The organism is Variovorax sp. LjRoot84 (assembly GCF_964254305.1).
Lineage (GTDB): Bacteria > Pseudomonadota > Gammaproteobacteria > Burkholderiales > Burkholderiaceae_C > Variovorax.
In genome coordinates this window covers 4,628,776-4,645,584 of sequence record NZ_CAXUTE020000001.1, presented here as the reverse complement: position 1 = coordinate 4,645,584, position 16,809 = coordinate 4,628,776, and the positions used below count along the sequence as shown (strand labels likewise).

Sequence of the window (16,809 nt, the reverse complement as noted above, 5' to 3'; positions counted from 1 at the left end):
GGGGCGGCGCTTATAATCGAGAGCTTTGCGAGCGGCCGCCGGCCGCTCATCCGCCCCCCGACCCCATGCCTATCTACGCCTACAAGTGCAGCGCCTGCGGCTTTGCCAAGGACGTGCTGCAGAAATTGTCCGATGCGCCCTTGACCGAGTGCCCGAGCTGCGGCGTGGGTGCGTTCAGCAAGCAGCTCACCGCCGCCGGCTTCCAGCTCAAGGGATCGGGCTGGTACGTGACCGATTTCCGCGACGGCGGCGGCAAGAAGGGCGCTGAAAAGGGCGCTGACGGTGCGGGCGCGCCGGCCGACGGAACTGCCGCGAAGCCGGCCGAAACTGCGGGCGCGCCGGCACCGTCCGCTGCGCCTGCCGCATCCCCCGCGCCGGCGCCGGCGCCTGCCGCTGCCGCGGCCAAGAACGACTGATCGAGCCGCACACGCCATGCTCGCGCTGCGCAAATGGGTGCTTTCCGGCTTGCTGGTCATCGTGCCGCTGGTCATCACGCTGGGCGTGCTGAACTGGATCATCGGCACGCTCGACCAGACGCTGTGGCTGCTGCCGGAAGATTGGCAGAAGTGGCTCAACGACCACAGGGTGCGCGGGCTGGGCGTGCTCTTGACGCTGGCGATCCTGCTGGCGGTCGGCGCGATCGCGAGCAATTTCGTCGGCAAGCGCCTGCTGGGATGGGGCGATGCCGTGGTGCGCCGCATTCCGGTGGTCCGCTCGATCTACTCCAGCGTCAAGCAGGTGTCGGACACGCTGTTCTCCGAGAACGGCAATGCGTTCCGCACCGCGGTGCTGGTCGAGTGGCCGCGCGAAGGCGTGTGGACCATCGCGTTCGTGACCGGTGCGCCCGGCAGCGACGTGGTGGAGCACCTCGGCGGCGGCGACTACCTCAGCGTCTACGTGCCGACCACGCCCAATCCGACGGGCGGCTATTTCGTGATGCTCAAGCGCAGCGACTGCATCGAACTCAAGATGAGCGTGGACGACGCGCTCAAGTACATCGTGTCGATGGGCGTGGTCGTTCCCGGCGGCCCCGCAACCATCGCGATCAAATAAAACGCGCCACTGTCGGCGCCGGAATCCACCTATGGCCATGCGTTCTCACTACAGCGGTCTCGTGACCGAAGCCCTGCTGGGCCAAACCGTCACCCTGTGCGGGTGGGTCAACCGCCGCCGCGACCATGGCGGCGTGATCTTCATCGACCTGCGCGACCGCGAAGGGTACGTGCAGGTGGTGTGCGATCCCGATCGCGCCGCCACCTTTGCCACGGCCGAGGGCCTGCGCAACGAGTTCTGCGTACAGGTCACCGGCCTGGTTCGCGCGCGGCCCGAGGGCACGGTCAACGAGAACCTGAAGAGCGGCAAGGTCGAAGTGCTGTGCCAGGAGATGAAGGTGCTCAATCCTTCCGTCACGCCGCCCTTTCTGCTGGACGACGACAACCTCTCGGAAACCACCCGCCTCACGCACCGCGTGCTGGACCTGCGCCGCCCCGCGATGCAGCGCAACATGATGCTGCGCTACAAGGTCACGATGGAGGTGCGCAAGTTCCTCGACGCCAACGGCTTCATCGATATCGAGACGCCGATGCTCGGCAAGTCCACGCCCGAAGGCGCGCGCGACTACCTGGTGCCGAGCCGCGTGCACGACGGCTGCTTCTTCGCGCTGCCGCAGTCGCCCCAGCTCTTCAAGCAGCTGCTGATGGTGGCCGGCTACGACCGCTACTACCAGATCGTCAAGTGCTTCCGCGACGAGGACCTGCGCGCCGATCGCCAGCCCGAGTTCACGCAGATCGACATCGAAACCTCGTTCATGGCCGAGGAAGAGATTCGCGAGATGTTCGAAGGCATGATCCGCAAGGTGTTTCGCGCGGCGGCCGCAGTCGAGCTGCCGCCGTTCCCGGTCATGAGCTATGCGGACGCGATGTTCAAGTACGGCTCCGACAAGCCCGACCTGCGCGTCAAGCTCGAGTTCACCGAACTGACCGACGTGATGCGCAACGTCGAGTTCAAGGTCTTCGCGCAGGCCGCCAGCACCCCCGGCGGCCGCGTGGTGGCGCTGCGCGTGCCCGGCGGCGGCGCCGAAGGCGGCCTGTCGCGCGGCGACATCGATGCCTACACCGAGTTCGTCAAGATCTACGGCGCCAAGGGCTTGGCCTACATCAAGGTCAACGACGCGGCGCAGGGGCGCGAGGGCCTGCAGAGCCCGATCGTCAAGAACCTCAACGATGCCTCGCTGGCCGAGATCATCGCGCGCACCGGTGCGCGCAACGGCGACATCCTGTTCTTCGGCGCCGACAAGGAAAAGATCGTCAACGACGCCATCGGCGCGCTGCGCGTGAAGATCGGCCACAGCGCCTTCGGCCGCAAAAACGGCCTGTTCGAGGACCGCTGGGCGCCGCTCTGGGTCGTCGACTTCCCGATGTTCGAGTTCGACGAGGAAGGCCAGCGCTGGTCGGCCGTGCACCATCCCTTCACCGCGCCCAAGGACGGCCATGAAGACCTCATGGACACCGCGCCCGAGAAGTGCATCTCCAAGGCCTACGACATGGTGCTCAACGGCATCGAGATGGGCGGCGGCTCGGTCCGTATCCACCGGGAGGACGTGCAGAGCAAGGTGTTCCGCGCGCTCAAGATCAGTGCCGAGGACGCCCAGAACAAGTTCGGCTTCCTGCTCGACGCGCTGCAGTACGGCGCACCGCCGCACGGCGGCATCGCGATCGGCCTGGACCGTCTGGTGATGCTCCTGAGCGGTGCGGAATCGATCCGCGACGTGATCGCCTTCCCCAAGACCCAGCGCGCGCAGGACCTGCTGACGCAGGCGCCGAGCCCGGTCGACGAGAAGCAGCTGCGCGAGCTGCACATCCGGCTGCGCAACGCCCAGCTGGCCGCCTGAGCGGGCCGGGGCGCAAGCATGAGCCGCCGGGCCGCCCCCAAGGCGAATACCGAAGCGCGCGGCGCGAAGGTTGGTTAGTGAGCGGGCGGCCCTGGAAGATTCCCGAGTCGGTGCTGGTCGTGATCCACACGCCGGCGCTCGACGTGCTGCTGATCCAGCGTGCCGACGCGGAGGATTTCTGGCAGTCCGTCACCGGCAGCAAGGACGATGTCGATGAGCCGCTGGTGCTGACGGCTGCGCGCGAGGTGGCCGAGGAGACCGGCATCGATTGCGGCGAAGGCAGCGCGCTCGCCTCGCAGCTGCGCGACTGGCGGCTCCAGAACATCTACGAGATCTACCCCCGCTGGCGCGCCCGCTATGCGCCGGGCGTCACCCACAACACCGAGCACCTGTTCGGCCTCTGCGTGCCCGAGCGCCTGACGCCGCGCCTGGACCCGCGCGAACACACGGCCTGGCGCTGGCTGCCCTACCGCGAGGCGGCCGACGCCTGTTTTTCCCCTTCGAACGCCGAAGCGATCCTGCTGCTGCCACAATTTGCGCAATGAACGCGCCGACCAACAGCATCCGGGTGGCGACCTACAACATCCACAAGGGTGTGCAAGGCATCGGCCCCGCACGGCGCCTCGAAATCCACAACCTGGGCCATGCCATCGAGCAGCTCGATGCCGACATCGTCTGCCTGCAGGAAGTGCGCAAGATGAACCGGCAGGCCGCCGCCCGCTTCAGGCACTGGCCCGAGCTGCCGCAGGCCGACTTCCTCGCGCCCGAGGGCTACACGGCCGTCTACGAGACCAACGCCATCACGCGGCACGGCGAGCATGGCAACGCGCTGCTCACGCGCTGGCCGGTGCTGCGCAAGACCCACCAGGACATCTCCGACCATCGCTTCGAGCAGCGCGGCCTGCTGCACGTGGCGATCGACGTCGCGGGCCAGCCGGTGCATGCGATCGTGCTGCACCTGGGCCTCATCAAGGGCAGCCGTGTGCGCCAGGTCGCGCTGCTGCGGGAATTCATCGAGCGCGAGATCCCGCCCGGCGAGGCGCTGGTCGTGGCCGGCGATTTCAACGACTGGGGCGCGCGCATGCGCTACGCGATGAACGCCATGGGGCTGCGCGACACCGGCGACCTGCGCGGACCGCGCACGCTGACCTATCCCTCGCGCCTGCCGGTGACCCAGCTCGACTTCATCTACGGCCGCCAGGTCGAGCCGGTCGCCACCACGGTGCCGCGCGGGCCGATCTGGGCGCGCATGTCCGATCACCTGCCGCTGGTGACGGATTTCGTGCTATCAAAACAATAGCTTTGCGCGCAGGCGGGAAGCGCGCTGCAGGGTCATTCGCCCTGAATACATTCACTGTTAGGATGCTCTCATGCTAAGGAAAACCGACGCCGTAGAGCGCCCCGACGAAGGGGCCGAGGACGAGGGCACGCCCGTGTCCGTGAAGATCCGCGAGCGCCTTCTGGCCGCCCGCAAGCGCTTCCATGCCAACGACAATATCGCGGAGTTCATCGAGCCCGGCGAACTCGAGCGCCTGCTCGACGAGGTCGAAGGCAAGATGAAGCATGTGCTCGAGAGCCTGGTGATCGACCTGGACAACGACCACAACACCGACAACACGGCCCGCCGCGTCGCGAAGATGTACGTCAACGAGGTGTTCAAGGGGCGTTACGTGGCCCAGCCCTCGCTCACCGAATTCCCGAACGCCGAGCACCTCAACGAGCTCATGATCGTCGGCCCGATCACGGTGCGCAGCGCCTGCTCGCACCATTTCTGCCCGATCATCGGCAAGCTCTGGATCGGCGTCATGCCCAACGAGCAGACCAACGTGATCGGCCTGTCGAAGTACGCGCGGCTGGCCGAGTGGGTGATGAGCCGGCCCCAGATCCAGGAAGAAGCCGTGGTTCAGCTGGCCGACCTGATTCAGGAGCGCACGCAGCCCGACGGCCTGGCGCTGGTGGTCGAGGCCGAGCATTTCTGCATGCAGTGGCGCGGCGTCAAGGAGATGGACAGCAAGATGATCAATTCGGTGATGCGCGGCGCGTTCCTGAAAGACTCCAACCTGCGCCGCGAATTCCTTTCCCTTCTTCCCCGCCGGAGTTGAACGCCATGCTCGTACGACTTCTCTATGTGAGCCGCGCCGTCGATACCAGCTCTGACGCCATCGAAGCGATCCTCGCGCAATCGCGCTCGCACAACACTGCGTGCGGCATCACCGGCATCCTTTGCTATGGCGCAGGCGTGTTCCTGCAGGCCATCGAAGGCGGCCGCACGGCGATCAGCGAGCTGTATGGCCACATCCAGCGGGATCCCCGCCACAAGGACGTGGTGCTGCTGCACTACGAAGAAATCTCCGAGCGCCGCTTCGGCGGCTGGACGATGGGGCAGGTCAATCTGTCCAAGCTCAATATCTCGACCTTGCTCAAGTACTCGGAGAAGCCGGAGCTCGATCCGTATTCGGTCTCCGGGAAGGTATCGCTCGCGCTGCTCGAGGAACTGATGGCCACCGCCGCCATCGTCGGCCGGCACTGAGTCGCGCGCGGCGGCCGAGGCTGCATCGGCCATGCTGCTGCTGGGCTGCGATTTCTCGAGCGCGCCGACTTCGCGCAAGCCCATCGTGCTCGCGCTCGGGGTCGCGCAGGAGGGCGGCGTCCGGCTCTCGCGGCTCGAACGCTTCGCGACTCTCGACGCCTGGCGCCAATGGCTGGCGGATACGCCCGAATGGGTCGGCGCCTTCGACTTCCCCTTCGGCTTGCCGCGCGAACTGGTCGCACAGCTCGGATGGCCGCCGCAATGGCGGGCGCTCATCGCGCACTATGCCGGCTTGAGCCGCGACAGCATCCGCGAGACTTTCGCTGCCTTCTGCGCGGCGCGCCCCGCCGGCGGGAAGTTCGCGCACCGCGCAACGGACGGCCCGGCGGGCTCCAGTCCCTCGATGAAATGGATCAACCCACCGGTCGCCTTCATGCTGCACGCCGGCGTGCCGCGGCTGCTCGCGGCAGGTGCCGCATTGCCGGGACTGCACGCGCCGGCCGGCGGCGGCACGGCGCGTGTTGCGCTGGAGGGCTATCCGGGGCTTCTTGCGCGCGAGCTGATCGGGCGGCGCAGCTACAAGAGCGACGATGCCGCTGCCCAGAGCGCGCAGCGGCGCGCGGCGAGGATCGATCTGCTCGCCGCGCTCGAAAGAGGTTCCACGCGTCTCGGCCTTCGTTTCTTTCTCGGCGCTGCCGAGCGCGATCAGCTGCTGGCCGATGCCAAGGGCGATTGCATCGACGCGGTGCTCTGCCTCGTGCAGGCCGCCTGGGGTGCGGCCCGCAAGTCGAGCGCCGGTCCGGGCTATGGCCTGCCGGCGGCGATGGACCCGCTGGAGGGCTGGATTCTCACCGCCTGAAGTCCTGCAGCAGATCAAGCCGGTTTCGGCACGCGGGGCCTATGCGGGCTCGCTAGATTGGTTTTCAGTGGCTCGGTCGAACCACCAGTATTGAGGCTAGCCGGGCTTTTTCTTTGGGTAGTTGGACTTCGTTCAATGGCCGAGCCAGTCCTTCAGCTCGTCGGCGTGCTCTTCCTCGTCGGTGAGGATTTCTTCGAGCATGCGGCGCGTCGTTGGGTCCTTGTCGCCGATGAGCGAGATCAATTGCCGGTAGGTCTCGATGGCAATGCGTTCGGCCACGAGGTTGGCGCGCACCATGGCCTGCAGCTCCGTCGCCTCGTCGTAGTCCGCATGACTGCGGTCGAGCAATGTCTTCGGATTGAAGTCGGGCTGGCCTCCGAGCTGCACGATGCGTTCCGCGATCTTGTCGGAATGGGCGGACTCTTCGTTCGCATGCACGAGGAACTCGTCGGCGATCGCCGGCGAGGCCACGCCGTTGGCGGAGAAGTAGTGGCGCTTGTAGCGCAGCACGCAGACCAGCTCGGTGGCCAGCGCGTCATTGAGCAGCTTGACGATGTCGTCGCGCCACGGCCCGTAGCTGGGCGTCACGGCGCCGTCGTCGAGGTGCTTGGACGCCGCGTCGATGGCGGTCTGGTCGAGCGTCAGAACTTACGGGCGCTCCTTGACTGCGGTATTCATGGGGAATCCTTTCGTGAGGGGCTGGGGTTCTTGTGCATCAGCGTGGTCACGAGATCGGCCACGTCCGATGTCTTGAGGGCCGCGGCGAGCACTGCCGTGATCGACAGCAATCGCCAGGGCTTGACCAGCACGACCAGCGCACCCGCCGCCGCTGCCGCCGCCATCAGCTTGGCGGGCTGTTCGCGCGCATAGCGGTCGAGCAGCGGTCGCGCCAATTGGCCGACGGCGTTGGCGGGGTGCCTGCGCCACCAGCGCCGGGTCGCATTGCGCGCGACCGACGCCCAGTCGACCCGGTCGAGCACGCTTTCGCGCTGCGCCGGGCGCCGCCCCGAGGCTGGCCGTGGTGCATCGGCTGCGGCTTCGCTCCCTCGCAGCTGCTGCACCAGCGCCCGGCGGGAGATCGCGAGCCGTTGCTGCGGCGTCAGGTCCTGGCGCTCAATGGCCACGACCTTCTCCCGCCAGATGCAGCGCCTGGACGTCCGCGTCGAGCTGGGCGCGGATATCGCTGAAAGCATGAAATTCGCTCGGGCGCGAAGCAACATAGGCCGAGACGAGCGCGACCAGTACCGCGATGCCCGGAACGACGACCAGCACCCAGTGAAAGCTTCCGTGCAGCGCGCCGAGCATGGCGGCGACGCCGATCAGCCCCAGGGCGAGCATCGCGCTGGCGGCTGCAAGCGCGCCTGCCACGACCCGCGCGATCAGGCCCCGGCTCGCCTGCGCCGTTTCCAGCCTGGCCAGCGCAGCGTAGTTGGCGACGTGATCCGCGATCAGCTCCGGATGCCCGAGCACCGTGGAGAAAATGGGATGAAGCATGGTGCGACAGGCAGCGGGAAGCGGAATTTCAGATCAATAGTCGTCCCGGCTGCTGCGACGGCTGGCGAGGACGATCAGCGCCGTGATGGCGGCACCGGCCGCGGCGGCGACGAGCACGGAGCGAACCGGCTGGTCGGCGATGTACTTGCCCGTGACGTCGGCAGCCTGCTCGAAGCGGCGTTGCGCACGCGCGCTGGTCGTCGAGGCGGCATCCAGGCCGCGCTGTACCGCCTGCTGCACACGTGCCGCGATCTGCTCCACGGCGGGCTCCGCGTCGCGGCGCAGGTCACGAACCTTCTCTCCGGCGGCGTTCACTGCGTTCTGCGCGTAGGCGCGCGTGGTGTCGATCGCGTCAGCGGCGGTCTGGCGCGCCTCTTCGGCGATCTGCGAAGGGGTCTTGGTGGTCGTGTTCATGAAAATAGTCCTTCCGGAGATTGTTGTGAGAACCTGCTCATCGTAACGAGGCTGTCATCGTCGCATCAAGCCCGCGATGAAGCTGGCGAGGGCCAGCACGATGAAGATCACGAAAAGTATTTTCGCGATGCCGACGGCGCTGGCCGCGATGCCGCCGAAGCCGAACAGCGCGGCGATCAGGGCGATGACCAGGAATACGACTGCGTAATACAACATGCTGAACTCCTTTGGAGGATGGTCTCGTCGTTGTGAATGGCGGCCGGCCGGTTCAGAGGGTGAAACCGCGTGGGATTCACGTTAAGTGGGGGGGCGCCGAAGCCCTGTCAGCAGCAGCGGCCTGGGGGCGTAGGAGAGGGTCGAATCACGGTCGGGCCGCTCCCGAGCCGCGTATTCAGGCTGCTTTGGAGGAGGGAGGCGGGGAGGCGGGGAGCATCGCGCTCAGGCGCGTTCCCTGGCCGGGCGCCGACGAAATGGTGAGCTTGCCCTTGGCGGCTTCCACGCGATGCCGCATGCCTGCCAGGCCATGGGATGAAGGCCGGGTGCTGCGGGCGTCGAAGCCCTTGCCGTTGTCGGCGACTTCCACGATCACGTGGTTGCCGTAGTTTTTCATGACGATGCTGGCTTCGGTCGCCTGCGCGTACTTGCTGATGTTGGTCAGGCTTTCCTGGACCATGCGATAGATGGTGAGCTGGTCGGCTTCGTTGAGCGCCACCGGCTCGAGCACCATCTCGATTTCCATTCCCGAGCGCTCGGCGAATTCGCGGCCGAGGATTTCGAGCGAAGCGATGAGCCCGAGGTTGGCCAGCGACGAGGGCCTCAGGTCTTCGATGATGCGGCGCTTGAGCGCGATGCCGCTGTTGAGGAGCTCGTTCAGATGCTGCAGCCGCTGGATCGCGTCCGGCGAATCGATGAGGCGCGACTTCAGGCGTGCGACGTCCAGCTTGGCCGCGGTCAGCAGCGAGCCCAGCTCGTCGTGCAGCTCGCGCGCCAGGAAGCCGCGCTCGCTTTCCCGCACCTGCTGCAGGTGGGTGGCGAGCTCGGCCAGCGTCGCGGTGCGTTCGCGGACCTCGTCCTCCAGGGCATTGCGTTCGCGTTGCAGCGCCTCCTGCTGCCGCTCGCCGGCCGAGCGCAGCGCATGGGCCTGGCGCAAATACAGGTAGAAGGCCAGCAGGCCCGCCAATGCCACCAGCCCGATGCCGATGCGCGCAAAGCGCAGCGACTTCGCGATCTGGACCTGGCCCAGCATCAGCGCCTCGTTGCTGATCGAAATCAGTTCGCCGGCCTGCTGGCGAATGGCCTCCATCTCCTCGCGGCCGACGTCGGTCGTGATCACGAACTTCCAGGCGTCGTCGTTGCCGTCGCGTCGCAGCCGCACGCTCATGTCCATCTCCGCGAGCTTGCGCGAGACGTGCTTCGAGAGCTGGGTCAGGCGCGCCGTCTCGACGGGCTTTCCGGCATAGAGCACCTGCAGGGCGGCCAGTTGACCATCCACCTGCTTCACGGCAACGTCATACGGCTCACGGTAGCGCGCCTCGCCCGTCAACAGATAGCCGCGCTGACCCGTTTCGGCATCGATGATGTTCTGCAGCAGCATGTTGAGCACCTGGCGCACGCGCTGCGCCTCGCCGACTTCGGTCAGGGCCCGGGTGGACTGGCGGTAGCCGGCCTCGTTGATGCCCACGAGCACGAGCGCGGCGAGCGTCGCGAGCGTGAGGCCGAGGGCCATCTTCGGGAAAGCTAACCAGCGCATGGGGTCTCCGCGGGATGCGGGCAGTTCAAATTCGGGAATAATCGACGTGGATCAGGGGGCGGCATGCCGCGACGCAAGAAACCGCGATACGACAAAGAAGGTACCAGATGATCAAGATCGGAATTGTGGACGACCACGCCATCGTGCGCTCCGGCTTGCGCCAGTTCTTCTCGGAACACGTCGACCTGCGCGTGGCGGGCGAGGCGGCCAGCGGACGCGAAGCGATCGAGCTGGTGCGCACCACGGAGCTGGATGTGCTCGTGATGGATCTCTCGATGCCCGGACAGAGCGGGATCGATGCGCTGGCGATGATCCGCGCCAAAGCGCCGGACGTGGGCATCCTCATCTTGAGCGGCTACCCCGAGGAGCACTACGCGATGAACCTGATCCGCCAGGGCGCGAGCGGCTATCTCAACAAGGAGTGCGACCCGATGGAGATCGTGAACGCGATCCGCACCATCTCGCTGGGCCGCCGCTACATCACGCCGGCGGTGGCCGAGCTGCTGGCGCGCCAGCTCGACCGCAAGGACGACGCGGCGCCGCACGAGCAATTGTCCGAGCGCGAGTTTCAGGTGTTTCTCAAGCTGGCCAAGGGTGAGACGGCGGGCGATATTGCCAAGACGCTTTCGCTTTCGGTCAAGACCGTCAGTACTTACCGCACGCGCCTGATGGAGAAGATGAATCTCTCTTCCAACAGCGACCTGACGTACTACGCGCTGAAGAACAAGTTGATCGATTGAGATTCCGGCGGCGGCTCCATCCCTGCGGGGCTGCCGCATGCTGGAAAAGACCATCGTTCGCGATGCGGGGCGTCAGCTCGAGCTGGACGGCTGGCGAAGCGCGGAGGACTGCCCGATGCAGAAGTCGATCAGCGCGTCGATCTCGTTCGATTTGTCGAACACGGCATCGACACCGAACTGGGCGCAGCGTTTGCGTATGTCGGGGGTGGCGTAGTTGCTGAGCACCACCACTTTCTGGTCGGGCCGGCGCGACACGCAAGCCTGCAGCACGCCCAGGCCGCTGCCTTGTTTCAGGAACAGATCGACGATGGCCAGTTCCCACTGGTCGCTGTTCTCGGTCAGCCAGCGGACGGCTTCCGTCTCGGTTTCGGCGAAACCGACGGCTGAGATCCAGGTGAGCTCCTCCAGAGTACCGACGAGATTCTCGCGGATCGTGACGTTGTCTTCGACGATGTAGGTGTTCAATCTGGGGTCCATTGGAGAACCGGCGCGTCTCTCTGGCGATCGAGCTCCGTGGACCGTGGGTCCCCGCGAAAGCCGTTTCGCAAAATGCTACAAATCAACAGCCCCGCATCATGCAGCGTTCGACGCCCTGCGGCTGTAGGTTTGTTCTTACGACGTTGAACGATTTGCGGCCGTAGGCTTTGCCCCACAGCGGCTGCGGTCGAGCGCCGACCCCGGCGCCGGATGCGCCCCCGTACCCTCGATCCCGATGCGGATCGCTCCATGCCTTCGCATCCTTTCTCCAACGGAAGGCGCCGAGATGAACATCGTGTGGAACTACGTGGCCGTCGGCCTCTTGACCTTGGCGGCCGCCGCAGTCGTGGTGATCGGCGAGCCCGCGAACGCCGAACTGAAGCTCGCCGAAGCGGCGAAAAACGCGGCCGCGGTCGGCATCACCGCCATCTGCTTCCTCGCATCCCCTGCATCCATCACCTCGACGCCGGACAAGAAGATGCCAGCACCGTGACCCCGACCACCGCCCACACGCCGCGCCGCTCGATCTGGATCAAGCTCGGCGCGGTGCTGCTGGGGCTGTTCGTGGCCCTCCTGCTGGTGCTGGCTTTCTTTCCCTGGGACGCGCTGCGGGAGCCGATCAACCGCTACGTCAGCGACAAGACCGGCCGCAAGTTCGAGATCACGCGGCGGCTGGATGTCGATCTCGGCTGGCGCGGCGCCACCGTCAAGCTCGACGGCATCGAATTCGCGAATCCTTCCTGGGCCCGCGACCCCTATCTCGTGCGTGCGCAGAGCGCCGAACTGGACCTCCGGCTGTGGCCGCTCCTGGCGCGCAAGGTCGTGATTCCGCGCCTGGCCCTGGTTTCGCCGTCGCTGGGCCTTCAGATGGAAGAGGACGGGCGGCGCACCTGGGCGCTGGGCAAGGACACTTCGGACGAAGCGACAGTGCCGACGATCGGCCTCCTGCAGATCGACGGCGGCGGGCTCGACTTCCTTGCGGAGCATTGGGGCGTGGACCTGCACGCCGATTTCAGCTTCGACACCAGCCGCGGCGACATGCCGCTCAGCTACCGCATCAAGGGCCGCTACCAGCGCCAGCCGCTCACGGCGGAGGGCCGTACCGGCAACGTGCTGCAGCTCAACGCGGCGGGCCAGCCGCCGTTCCCGCTCGAGATCAGTGCGGCCGCGGGTCACACCCGGCTGAAGGCGCAAGGCACGGTGACCGAACTCGCCAGCCTGGATGGCGTCGACGCCCGCTTCGAACTCAAGGGCCAGAACCTCGGCGATCTGTACCGGTTGCTGGGCATCGCGCTGCCCCAGACTTCCCCTTACGCCCTCAGCGGCGAGCTGAAAAAGCGCGCGAAGCTGTGGGAGGTGCAAGGCCTCAAGGGCAAGCTGGGCCTCTCCGACATCGCCGGCGACATGCGGTTCGACCAGTCGCAGAAGCCGCCTTATCTCGCGGGCAGCCTCCGCTCGCGCGTGATGGACATGGACGACCTCGGCCCGTTGATCGGCTTGCCGCCGACGGCCCGTTCGGCCAATGCAGTCGAAGGTGTGGCGCCGCCGCCCAGCGTTGCCCAAGTCAAGCGCGCGCAGCGCGATCCCGGGCGCAAGGTGCTGCCCACCGCCACGCTGGACTTCGAGCGCCTGCGCGCCATGAATGCCGAGGTGAAGTACGTGGCCGACCGCATCCGGAACGTGCGCGAGCTGCCGCTCGACAAGGGCAGCGTGCAGGTGAAGCTGAAGGATGGCGTGCTGACGCTCGACCCGCTCGATGTGGGCGTCGCCAACGGCAGGCTGGCCGGCGCGATCCGCATCGATGCCACCCAGAATCCGGCCGACATCCGAGCGGCGCTGGACGTGCGCGCCATGCAGCTCAACCGCCTGATTCCCAAGGTCGAGACCCTGCGCACCAGCTTCGGAAAACTCGATGGGCGGATCAACCTGTCCGGGCGCGGAAACTCGGTCGCGGGCTGGCTGGGCAGCGCCTCCGGGGATGTGGCCGCTCTCACGGGCCGCGGGCAGTTCAGCAACCTGCTGCTGGAATTCATGGGCCTGGACGGCGGCGAGATCATCAAGTTCTTGCTGCGCGGCGACCGGAACGTCGTGTTGCGCTGCGCGGCGCTCGCCTTCGATGTCGACAAGGGCACGATGAACGGCCGCAGCCTGGTGTTCGACACCGAGGACACGGTCTTCAACGTGAGTGGCCATGCCAGCCTCGCGAACGAGACGCTGGATTTCGTGATCCGGCCGCAACCCAAGGACAAGAGCATCCTCTCGCTGCGCGGTCCGCTGGTTGTCGGCGGCACCTTTGCATCGCCGTCGGCGGGCGTCCAGGCCGGCCCGTTGGCGACGCGCGGCATCGCTGCGCTGGCGCTGGGCACGATCAACCCCTTGCTCGCGCTCGCCGCGACCGTCGAAACCGGCCCCGGCGTCGATGCCGATTGCCAGGAGGTGCTGGCCCTGGCGAAGCGGCCGGTATCCCGGGAGGCAGCCGCCGGCGCTGCCAAGGCAAAGAAGCAGTAGCTTTTCTTCAGCCGGCACCCGGCCGGTGCCCGCACACGCTGCAGCCCGGATCGCGGGCGACGCGCAGGGTGTCGAAAGCCGTCCGGCGCCCGTCGAACATCAGCAGGCTGCCGGCCAGCGAGGGGCCGATGCCGGCCAGCAGCTTCAGTGCCTCGCCGGCCTGCAAGGTGCCAATGGTGCCGACCACCGGCGCGAACACGCCGAGCACGGCGCAGCGCGTTTCCTCGAAGTGGGCATCGGGCGGAAACAGGCAGGCATAGCAGGGCGAGGCCGGATCGCGCGCGTCGTACACGCTCAGCTGGCCGTCGAAGCGGATCGCCGCGCCGGCCACCAGCGGCCTCGCATGGGCGACGCAGGCCCGGTTCACCGCATGCCGGGTGCTGAAGTTGTCGCTGCAATCGATCACCACGTCGGCCTCGGCGACCAGCCGCGCGAGCAGCGCATCGTCGGCGCGCAGGCGGTGCGTCTCGATGCGGATGTCCGGATTGATGCCGCGCATCGCCTCGGCGGCCGATTCGACCTTGGCCATGCCCACCCGCTCCGTGCCATGGGCGATCTGGCGCTGAAGGTTGGTGAGATCGACCTCGTCGTCGTCGACCAGCGTGATGCGGCCGACGCCGGCCGCGGCGAGATAGAGCAGCACCGGAGAGCCGAGCCCGCCGGCACCGATCACCAGCGCATGGCCCGCACTGACGCGCGCCTGGCCGTCGATGCCGAACTCTTCGAGCAGGATGTGGCGCGAATAGCGCAGCAGGTCTTGGTCTTCCATGCGCTGCGCGGTCGATCGCCGGGGGGCGGTGGCTCCCGCGGGGAGCCGCCCGGGATCAGTTTTCCTTCTTTTCTTCCTTGTTCTCGACGATCACCTGCGTCTTGCTCACCAGTACGGGCTGACCCTTGAGCCGGTTGAAGGCCTGCATGAGCGGGAAGTCCTTGTCGGTGCCGAACTCGGGCACCTTGCGGTCCTGCGGCGGCTTCTTGGCTTCTTCCTCGAGCCGCTTACGGGCCTCGTCGCGGGCTTTTTCGCGCTCGGGGTCCTTGCTCTCCGGGCCCTGGCCGCTCGCCAGGTGCTTTTCGAGGTCGGCCTCGCGCATGCGCAGCGCGGCGAAGGGGCTGCCCTCGGCGCTTTCGTCGACCAGCACGTTCGGCACGATGCCCTTGGCCTGGATCGAGGTGCCGCTCGGCGTGTAGTAGCGCGCCGTCGTGATCTTGAGGCCGGTGTCGGGGCCGAGCGGGCGCACCGTCTGCACCGAACCCTTGCCGAAGGTCTGGCTGCCCATCACGATGGCACGCTTGTGGTCCTGCAGGGCGCCGGCCACGATTTCGCTGGCGGAAGCCGAGCCTTCGTTCACGAGCACCACCAGCGGCACCGTCTTGAGCGCCGCAGGGAGGGTGCGCAGCGGATCGCTGCCCGCGCGGCGCTGGTAGAACTCGGGCGCGGCCTTGTAGACCGACTTGCTCTCGGACAGCTGGCCGTCGGTGGAGACGACGGTGACGTTCTCGGGCAGGAAGGCGGCCGAGATGGCCACCGCCGCATCGAGCAGGCCGCCCGGATCGTTGCGCAGGTCGAGCACCAGGCCTTTCAGGTTGGGTTCCTGCTTGTAGATCTCGTCGACCTTCTTGACGAAGTCGTCGACCGTGCGTTCCTGGAACTGCGACAGGCGGATCCAGCCGTAGCCCGGCTCCATCACCTTGCCGCGCACCGACTGCGTGCGAATCTCCTCGCGCGTGATGGTCACCGGGAAGGTGCGGTTCTCGTCCTTGCGGAAGATCGTGAGCAGCACCTTGGTGTTGGCCTCGCCGCGCATGCGCTTGACGGCCTCGTTGAGCGAGAGGCCGCGCACCGCGGTGTCGTCGATCTTGGTGATCAGGTCGTTCGGCTTGAGGCCGGCGCGGAAGGCGGGGGAGCCCTCGATCGGCGACACCACCTTGATCAGGTTGTCCTCCTGCGAAATCTCGATGCCCACGCCGACGAAGCGGCCGGTGGTGCCCTCGCGAAATTCCTTGAAGGACTTCTTGTCGAAATACTGCGAATGCGGATCGAGCCCGGCGACCATGCCCGAAATCGCATCCGAGATGAGCTTTTTCTCGTCGACCGGCTCGACATAGTCGCTCTTCACCATGCCGAACACCGCAGCGAGCTGCTGCAGTTCTTCGAGAGGTAGAGGGGCCAGGGAGCCTCGTGCAACGGTTTGCAACGAGACGGTGGTCAGCGCGCCGGCCACGGCGCCGGCTGCAACCCAGCCGGTGATTTTCAATTTCTGGCCCATGTGTAAATGTCCTTGTCGCCTGTCAATCCAATATACACAGCTTGGAAGCAAGTTGTCTGCCGGGGTTCCGCGTACCCGTCGAAGCTGGAGCGGTTTTCGTCACGCCTTGCCTTGCGCTGCCACCGCGGCCACGGCTTTTTCGGCCGCCGCGGCGTCGCCGAGGTAGTAGTGCCGCAGCGGCTTGAGCTCGTCGTCCAGCTCGTAGACCAGCGGAATGCCGTTCGGGATATTGAGGCCCACGATGTCGTCGTCGGAGATGCCGTCGAGGTATTTCACCAGCGCCCGGATCGAATTCCCGTGCGCCGACACCACCAGCCGGCGCCCGGCGCGGATCGCCGGCGCCATCGATTCGTTCCAGAAGGGCAGCACGCGCGCCACGGTGTCCTTGAGGCATTCGGTCAGCGGTACCTGCTCCGGCGGCAGCTTGGCGTAGCGCACGTCGGCGCGTTCGCAGCGCGGATCGTTCGGCTCCAGCGGCGGCGGCGGGGTGCTGTAGCTGCGGCGCCAGACCAGCACCTGCTCGTCGCCGTACTTCTTGGCGGTTTCGGCCTTGTTGAGGCCCTGCAGCGCGCCGTAGTGGCGCTCGTTGAGGCGCCAGGAGTGCACCACCGGCAGCCAGGTGCGGTCGAGTTCGTCCAGCGTATGCCAGAGCGTGCGGGTGGCGCGCTTGAGCACGCTGGTGTAGGCGACGTCGAAGTCGTAACCCTCGGCCTTCAGGAGCCGCCCGGACTGCTTGGCCTGCTCGATGCCGGTGGCCGTCAGGTCGACGTCGGTCCAGCCGGTGAAGCGGTTTTCGAGATTCCAGGTCGATTCGCCGTGGCGGATCAGTACCAGTTTATGCATGGGGGAAGGCCTTTGGAACGCAAGCGAAAAGTCGACA

General features: G+C 66.7%; 21 protein-coding genes. 11 read left to right on the top strand and 10 right to left on the bottom strand.

Annotation, left to right across the window (positions count from 1 at the left end):
• The first annotated feature begins 65 nt into the window (after positions 1 to 65).
• From ACSQ9I_RS23090 to ACSQ9I_RS23055, 8 genes are all read left to right on the top strand, one after another.
• The gene (locus ACSQ9I_RS23090) at positions 66 to 416 is read left to right on the top strand and encodes an FmdB family zinc ribbon protein (RefSeq protein ID WP_093105818.1); all 351 of its coding nucleotides are present in this window, start codon (positions 66 to 68) and stop codon (positions 414 to 416) included.
• A gap of 16 nt (positions 417 to 432) precedes the next feature.
• Positions 433 to 1,053: a DUF502 domain-containing protein gene (locus ACSQ9I_RS23085; protein ID WP_093105821.1), complete on the top strand. Its 621-nt coding sequence runs from the start codon at positions 433 to 435 to the stop codon at positions 1,051 to 1,053.
• 31 nt (positions 1,054 to 1,084) lie between these two features.
• Positions 1,085 to 2,890 (top strand): aspartate--tRNA ligase, encoded by a 1,806-nt coding sequence (gene aspS / locus ACSQ9I_RS23080; RefSeq protein WP_436314599.1) that lies wholly within the window; start codon positions 1,085 to 1,087, stop codon positions 2,888 to 2,890.
• Between the two features lie 77 nt (positions 2,891 to 2,967).
• Entirely contained in the window at positions 2,968 to 3,435 is a 468-nt protein-coding gene (gene nudB, locus ACSQ9I_RS23075) for a dihydroneopterin triphosphate diphosphatase (RefSeq protein ID WP_436314598.1), read from the top strand.
• Entirely contained in the window at positions 3,432 to 4,190 is a 759-nt protein-coding gene (locus ACSQ9I_RS23070) for an endonuclease/exonuclease/phosphatase family protein (protein ID WP_436314597.1), read from the top strand. The genes nudB and ACSQ9I_RS23070 overlap by 4 nt, the downstream gene beginning before the upstream one ends.
• A 70-nt stretch (positions 4,191 to 4,260) precedes the next feature.
• A complete protein-coding gene (gene folE / locus ACSQ9I_RS23065; RefSeq protein WP_093105830.1) occupies positions 4,261 to 4,992 on the top strand; it encodes a GTP cyclohydrolase I in 732 nt (243 codons plus the stop codon).
• Between the two features lie 5 nt (positions 4,993 to 4,997).
• Positions 4,998 to 5,420, top strand: coding sequence for a BLUF domain-containing protein (locus ACSQ9I_RS23060; RefSeq protein WP_093105833.1), 423 nt, complete (start codon positions 4,998 to 5,000; stop codon positions 5,418 to 5,420).
• A gap of 31 nt (positions 5,421 to 5,451) precedes the next feature.
• Positions 5,452 to 6,279 (top strand): DUF429 domain-containing protein, encoded by an 828-nt coding sequence (locus ACSQ9I_RS23055; protein WP_436314596.1) that lies wholly within the window; start codon positions 5,452 to 5,454, stop codon positions 6,277 to 6,279.
• 132 nt (positions 6,280 to 6,411) lie between these two features.
• Here ACSQ9I_RS23055 and ACSQ9I_RS23050 read toward each other — a convergent pair whose 3' ends face one another.
• From ACSQ9I_RS23050 to ACSQ9I_RS23025, 6 genes are all read right to left on the bottom strand, one after another.
• Positions 6,412 to 6,924, bottom strand: coding sequence for a ferritin-like domain-containing protein (locus tag ACSQ9I_RS23050; protein ID WP_436315807.1), 513 nt, complete (start codon positions 6,922 to 6,924; stop codon positions 6,412 to 6,414).
• A gap of 29 nt (positions 6,925 to 6,953) precedes the next feature.
• Positions 6,954 to 7,403, bottom strand: coding sequence for a hypothetical protein (locus tag ACSQ9I_RS23045; protein WP_436293352.1), 450 nt, complete (start codon positions 7,401 to 7,403; stop codon positions 6,954 to 6,956).
• The gene (locus ACSQ9I_RS23040; protein WP_436293353.1) at positions 7,393 to 7,773 is read right to left on the bottom strand and encodes a hypothetical protein; all 381 of its coding nucleotides are present in this window, start codon (positions 7,771 to 7,773) and stop codon (positions 7,393 to 7,395) included. Before ACSQ9I_RS23040 ends, ACSQ9I_RS23045 begins: the two co-directional genes overlap by 11 nt.
• Before the next feature lie 33 nt (positions 7,774 to 7,806).
• Positions 7,807 to 8,187: a hypothetical protein gene (locus ACSQ9I_RS23035; RefSeq protein WP_093105847.1), complete on the bottom strand. Its 381-nt coding sequence runs from the start codon at positions 8,185 to 8,187 to the stop codon at positions 7,807 to 7,809.
• 54 nt (positions 8,188 to 8,241) lie between these two features.
• Positions 8,242 to 8,403, bottom strand: a complete 162-nt coding sequence (locus ACSQ9I_RS23030; protein WP_093105850.1) for a DUF1328 domain-containing protein — start codon at positions 8,401 to 8,403, stop codon at positions 8,242 to 8,244.
• A gap of 175 nt (positions 8,404 to 8,578) precedes the next feature.
• A complete protein-coding gene (locus ACSQ9I_RS23025; RefSeq protein ID WP_436314595.1) occupies positions 8,579 to 9,937 on the bottom strand; it encodes a CHASE3 domain-containing protein in 1,359 nt (452 codons plus the stop codon).
• 107 nt (positions 9,938 to 10,044) lie between these two features.
• Here ACSQ9I_RS23025 and ACSQ9I_RS23020 point away from each other — a divergent pair, with 107 nt between their 5' ends.
• Positions 10,045 to 10,677: a response regulator gene (locus ACSQ9I_RS23020; protein WP_015866882.1), complete on the top strand. Its 633-nt coding sequence runs from the start codon at positions 10,045 to 10,047 to the stop codon at positions 10,675 to 10,677.
• Positions 10,678 to 10,749: 72 nt separating this feature from the next.
• Here ACSQ9I_RS23020 and ACSQ9I_RS23015 read toward each other — a convergent pair whose 3' ends face one another.
• The gene (locus ACSQ9I_RS23015) at positions 10,750 to 11,154 is read right to left on the bottom strand and encodes a response regulator (RefSeq protein ID WP_436314594.1); all 405 of its coding nucleotides are present in this window, start codon (positions 11,152 to 11,154) and stop codon (positions 10,750 to 10,752) included.
• 286 nt (positions 11,155 to 11,440) lie between these two features.
• Between ACSQ9I_RS23015 and ACSQ9I_RS23010 the strand changes: the two genes are divergently transcribed.
• Positions 11,441 to 11,647, top strand: a complete 207-nt coding sequence (locus ACSQ9I_RS23010) for a hypothetical protein (protein WP_436314593.1) — start codon at positions 11,441 to 11,443, stop codon at positions 11,645 to 11,647.
• A complete protein-coding gene (locus ACSQ9I_RS23005; RefSeq protein WP_436314592.1) occupies positions 11,644 to 13,662 on the top strand; it encodes an AsmA family protein in 2,019 nt (672 codons plus the stop codon). The genes ACSQ9I_RS23010 and ACSQ9I_RS23005 overlap by 4 nt, the downstream gene beginning before the upstream one ends.
• Positions 13,663 to 13,669: 7 nt before the next feature.
• On the opposite strand, the gene ACSQ9I_RS23000 is transcribed toward ACSQ9I_RS23005, so the two are convergent.
• From ACSQ9I_RS23000 to gpmA, 3 genes are all read right to left on the bottom strand, one after another.
• Positions 13,670 to 14,431 (bottom strand): HesA/MoeB/ThiF family protein, encoded by a 762-nt coding sequence (locus ACSQ9I_RS23000; protein WP_436296432.1) that lies wholly within the window; start codon positions 14,429 to 14,431, stop codon positions 13,670 to 13,672.
• Positions 14,432 to 14,486: 55 nt separating this feature from the next.
• A complete protein-coding gene (locus ACSQ9I_RS22995) occupies positions 14,487 to 15,929 on the bottom strand; it encodes a S41 family peptidase (protein ID WP_093105864.1) in 1,443 nt (480 codons plus the stop codon).
• 99 nt (positions 15,930 to 16,028) lie between these two features.
• Positions 16,029 to 16,772, bottom strand: a complete 744-nt coding sequence (gene gpmA, locus ACSQ9I_RS22990) for a 2,3-diphosphoglycerate-dependent phosphoglycerate mutase (protein ID WP_093105867.1) — start codon at positions 16,770 to 16,772, stop codon at positions 16,029 to 16,031.
• Between the last annotated feature and the right edge of the window lie 37 nt (positions 16,773 to 16,809).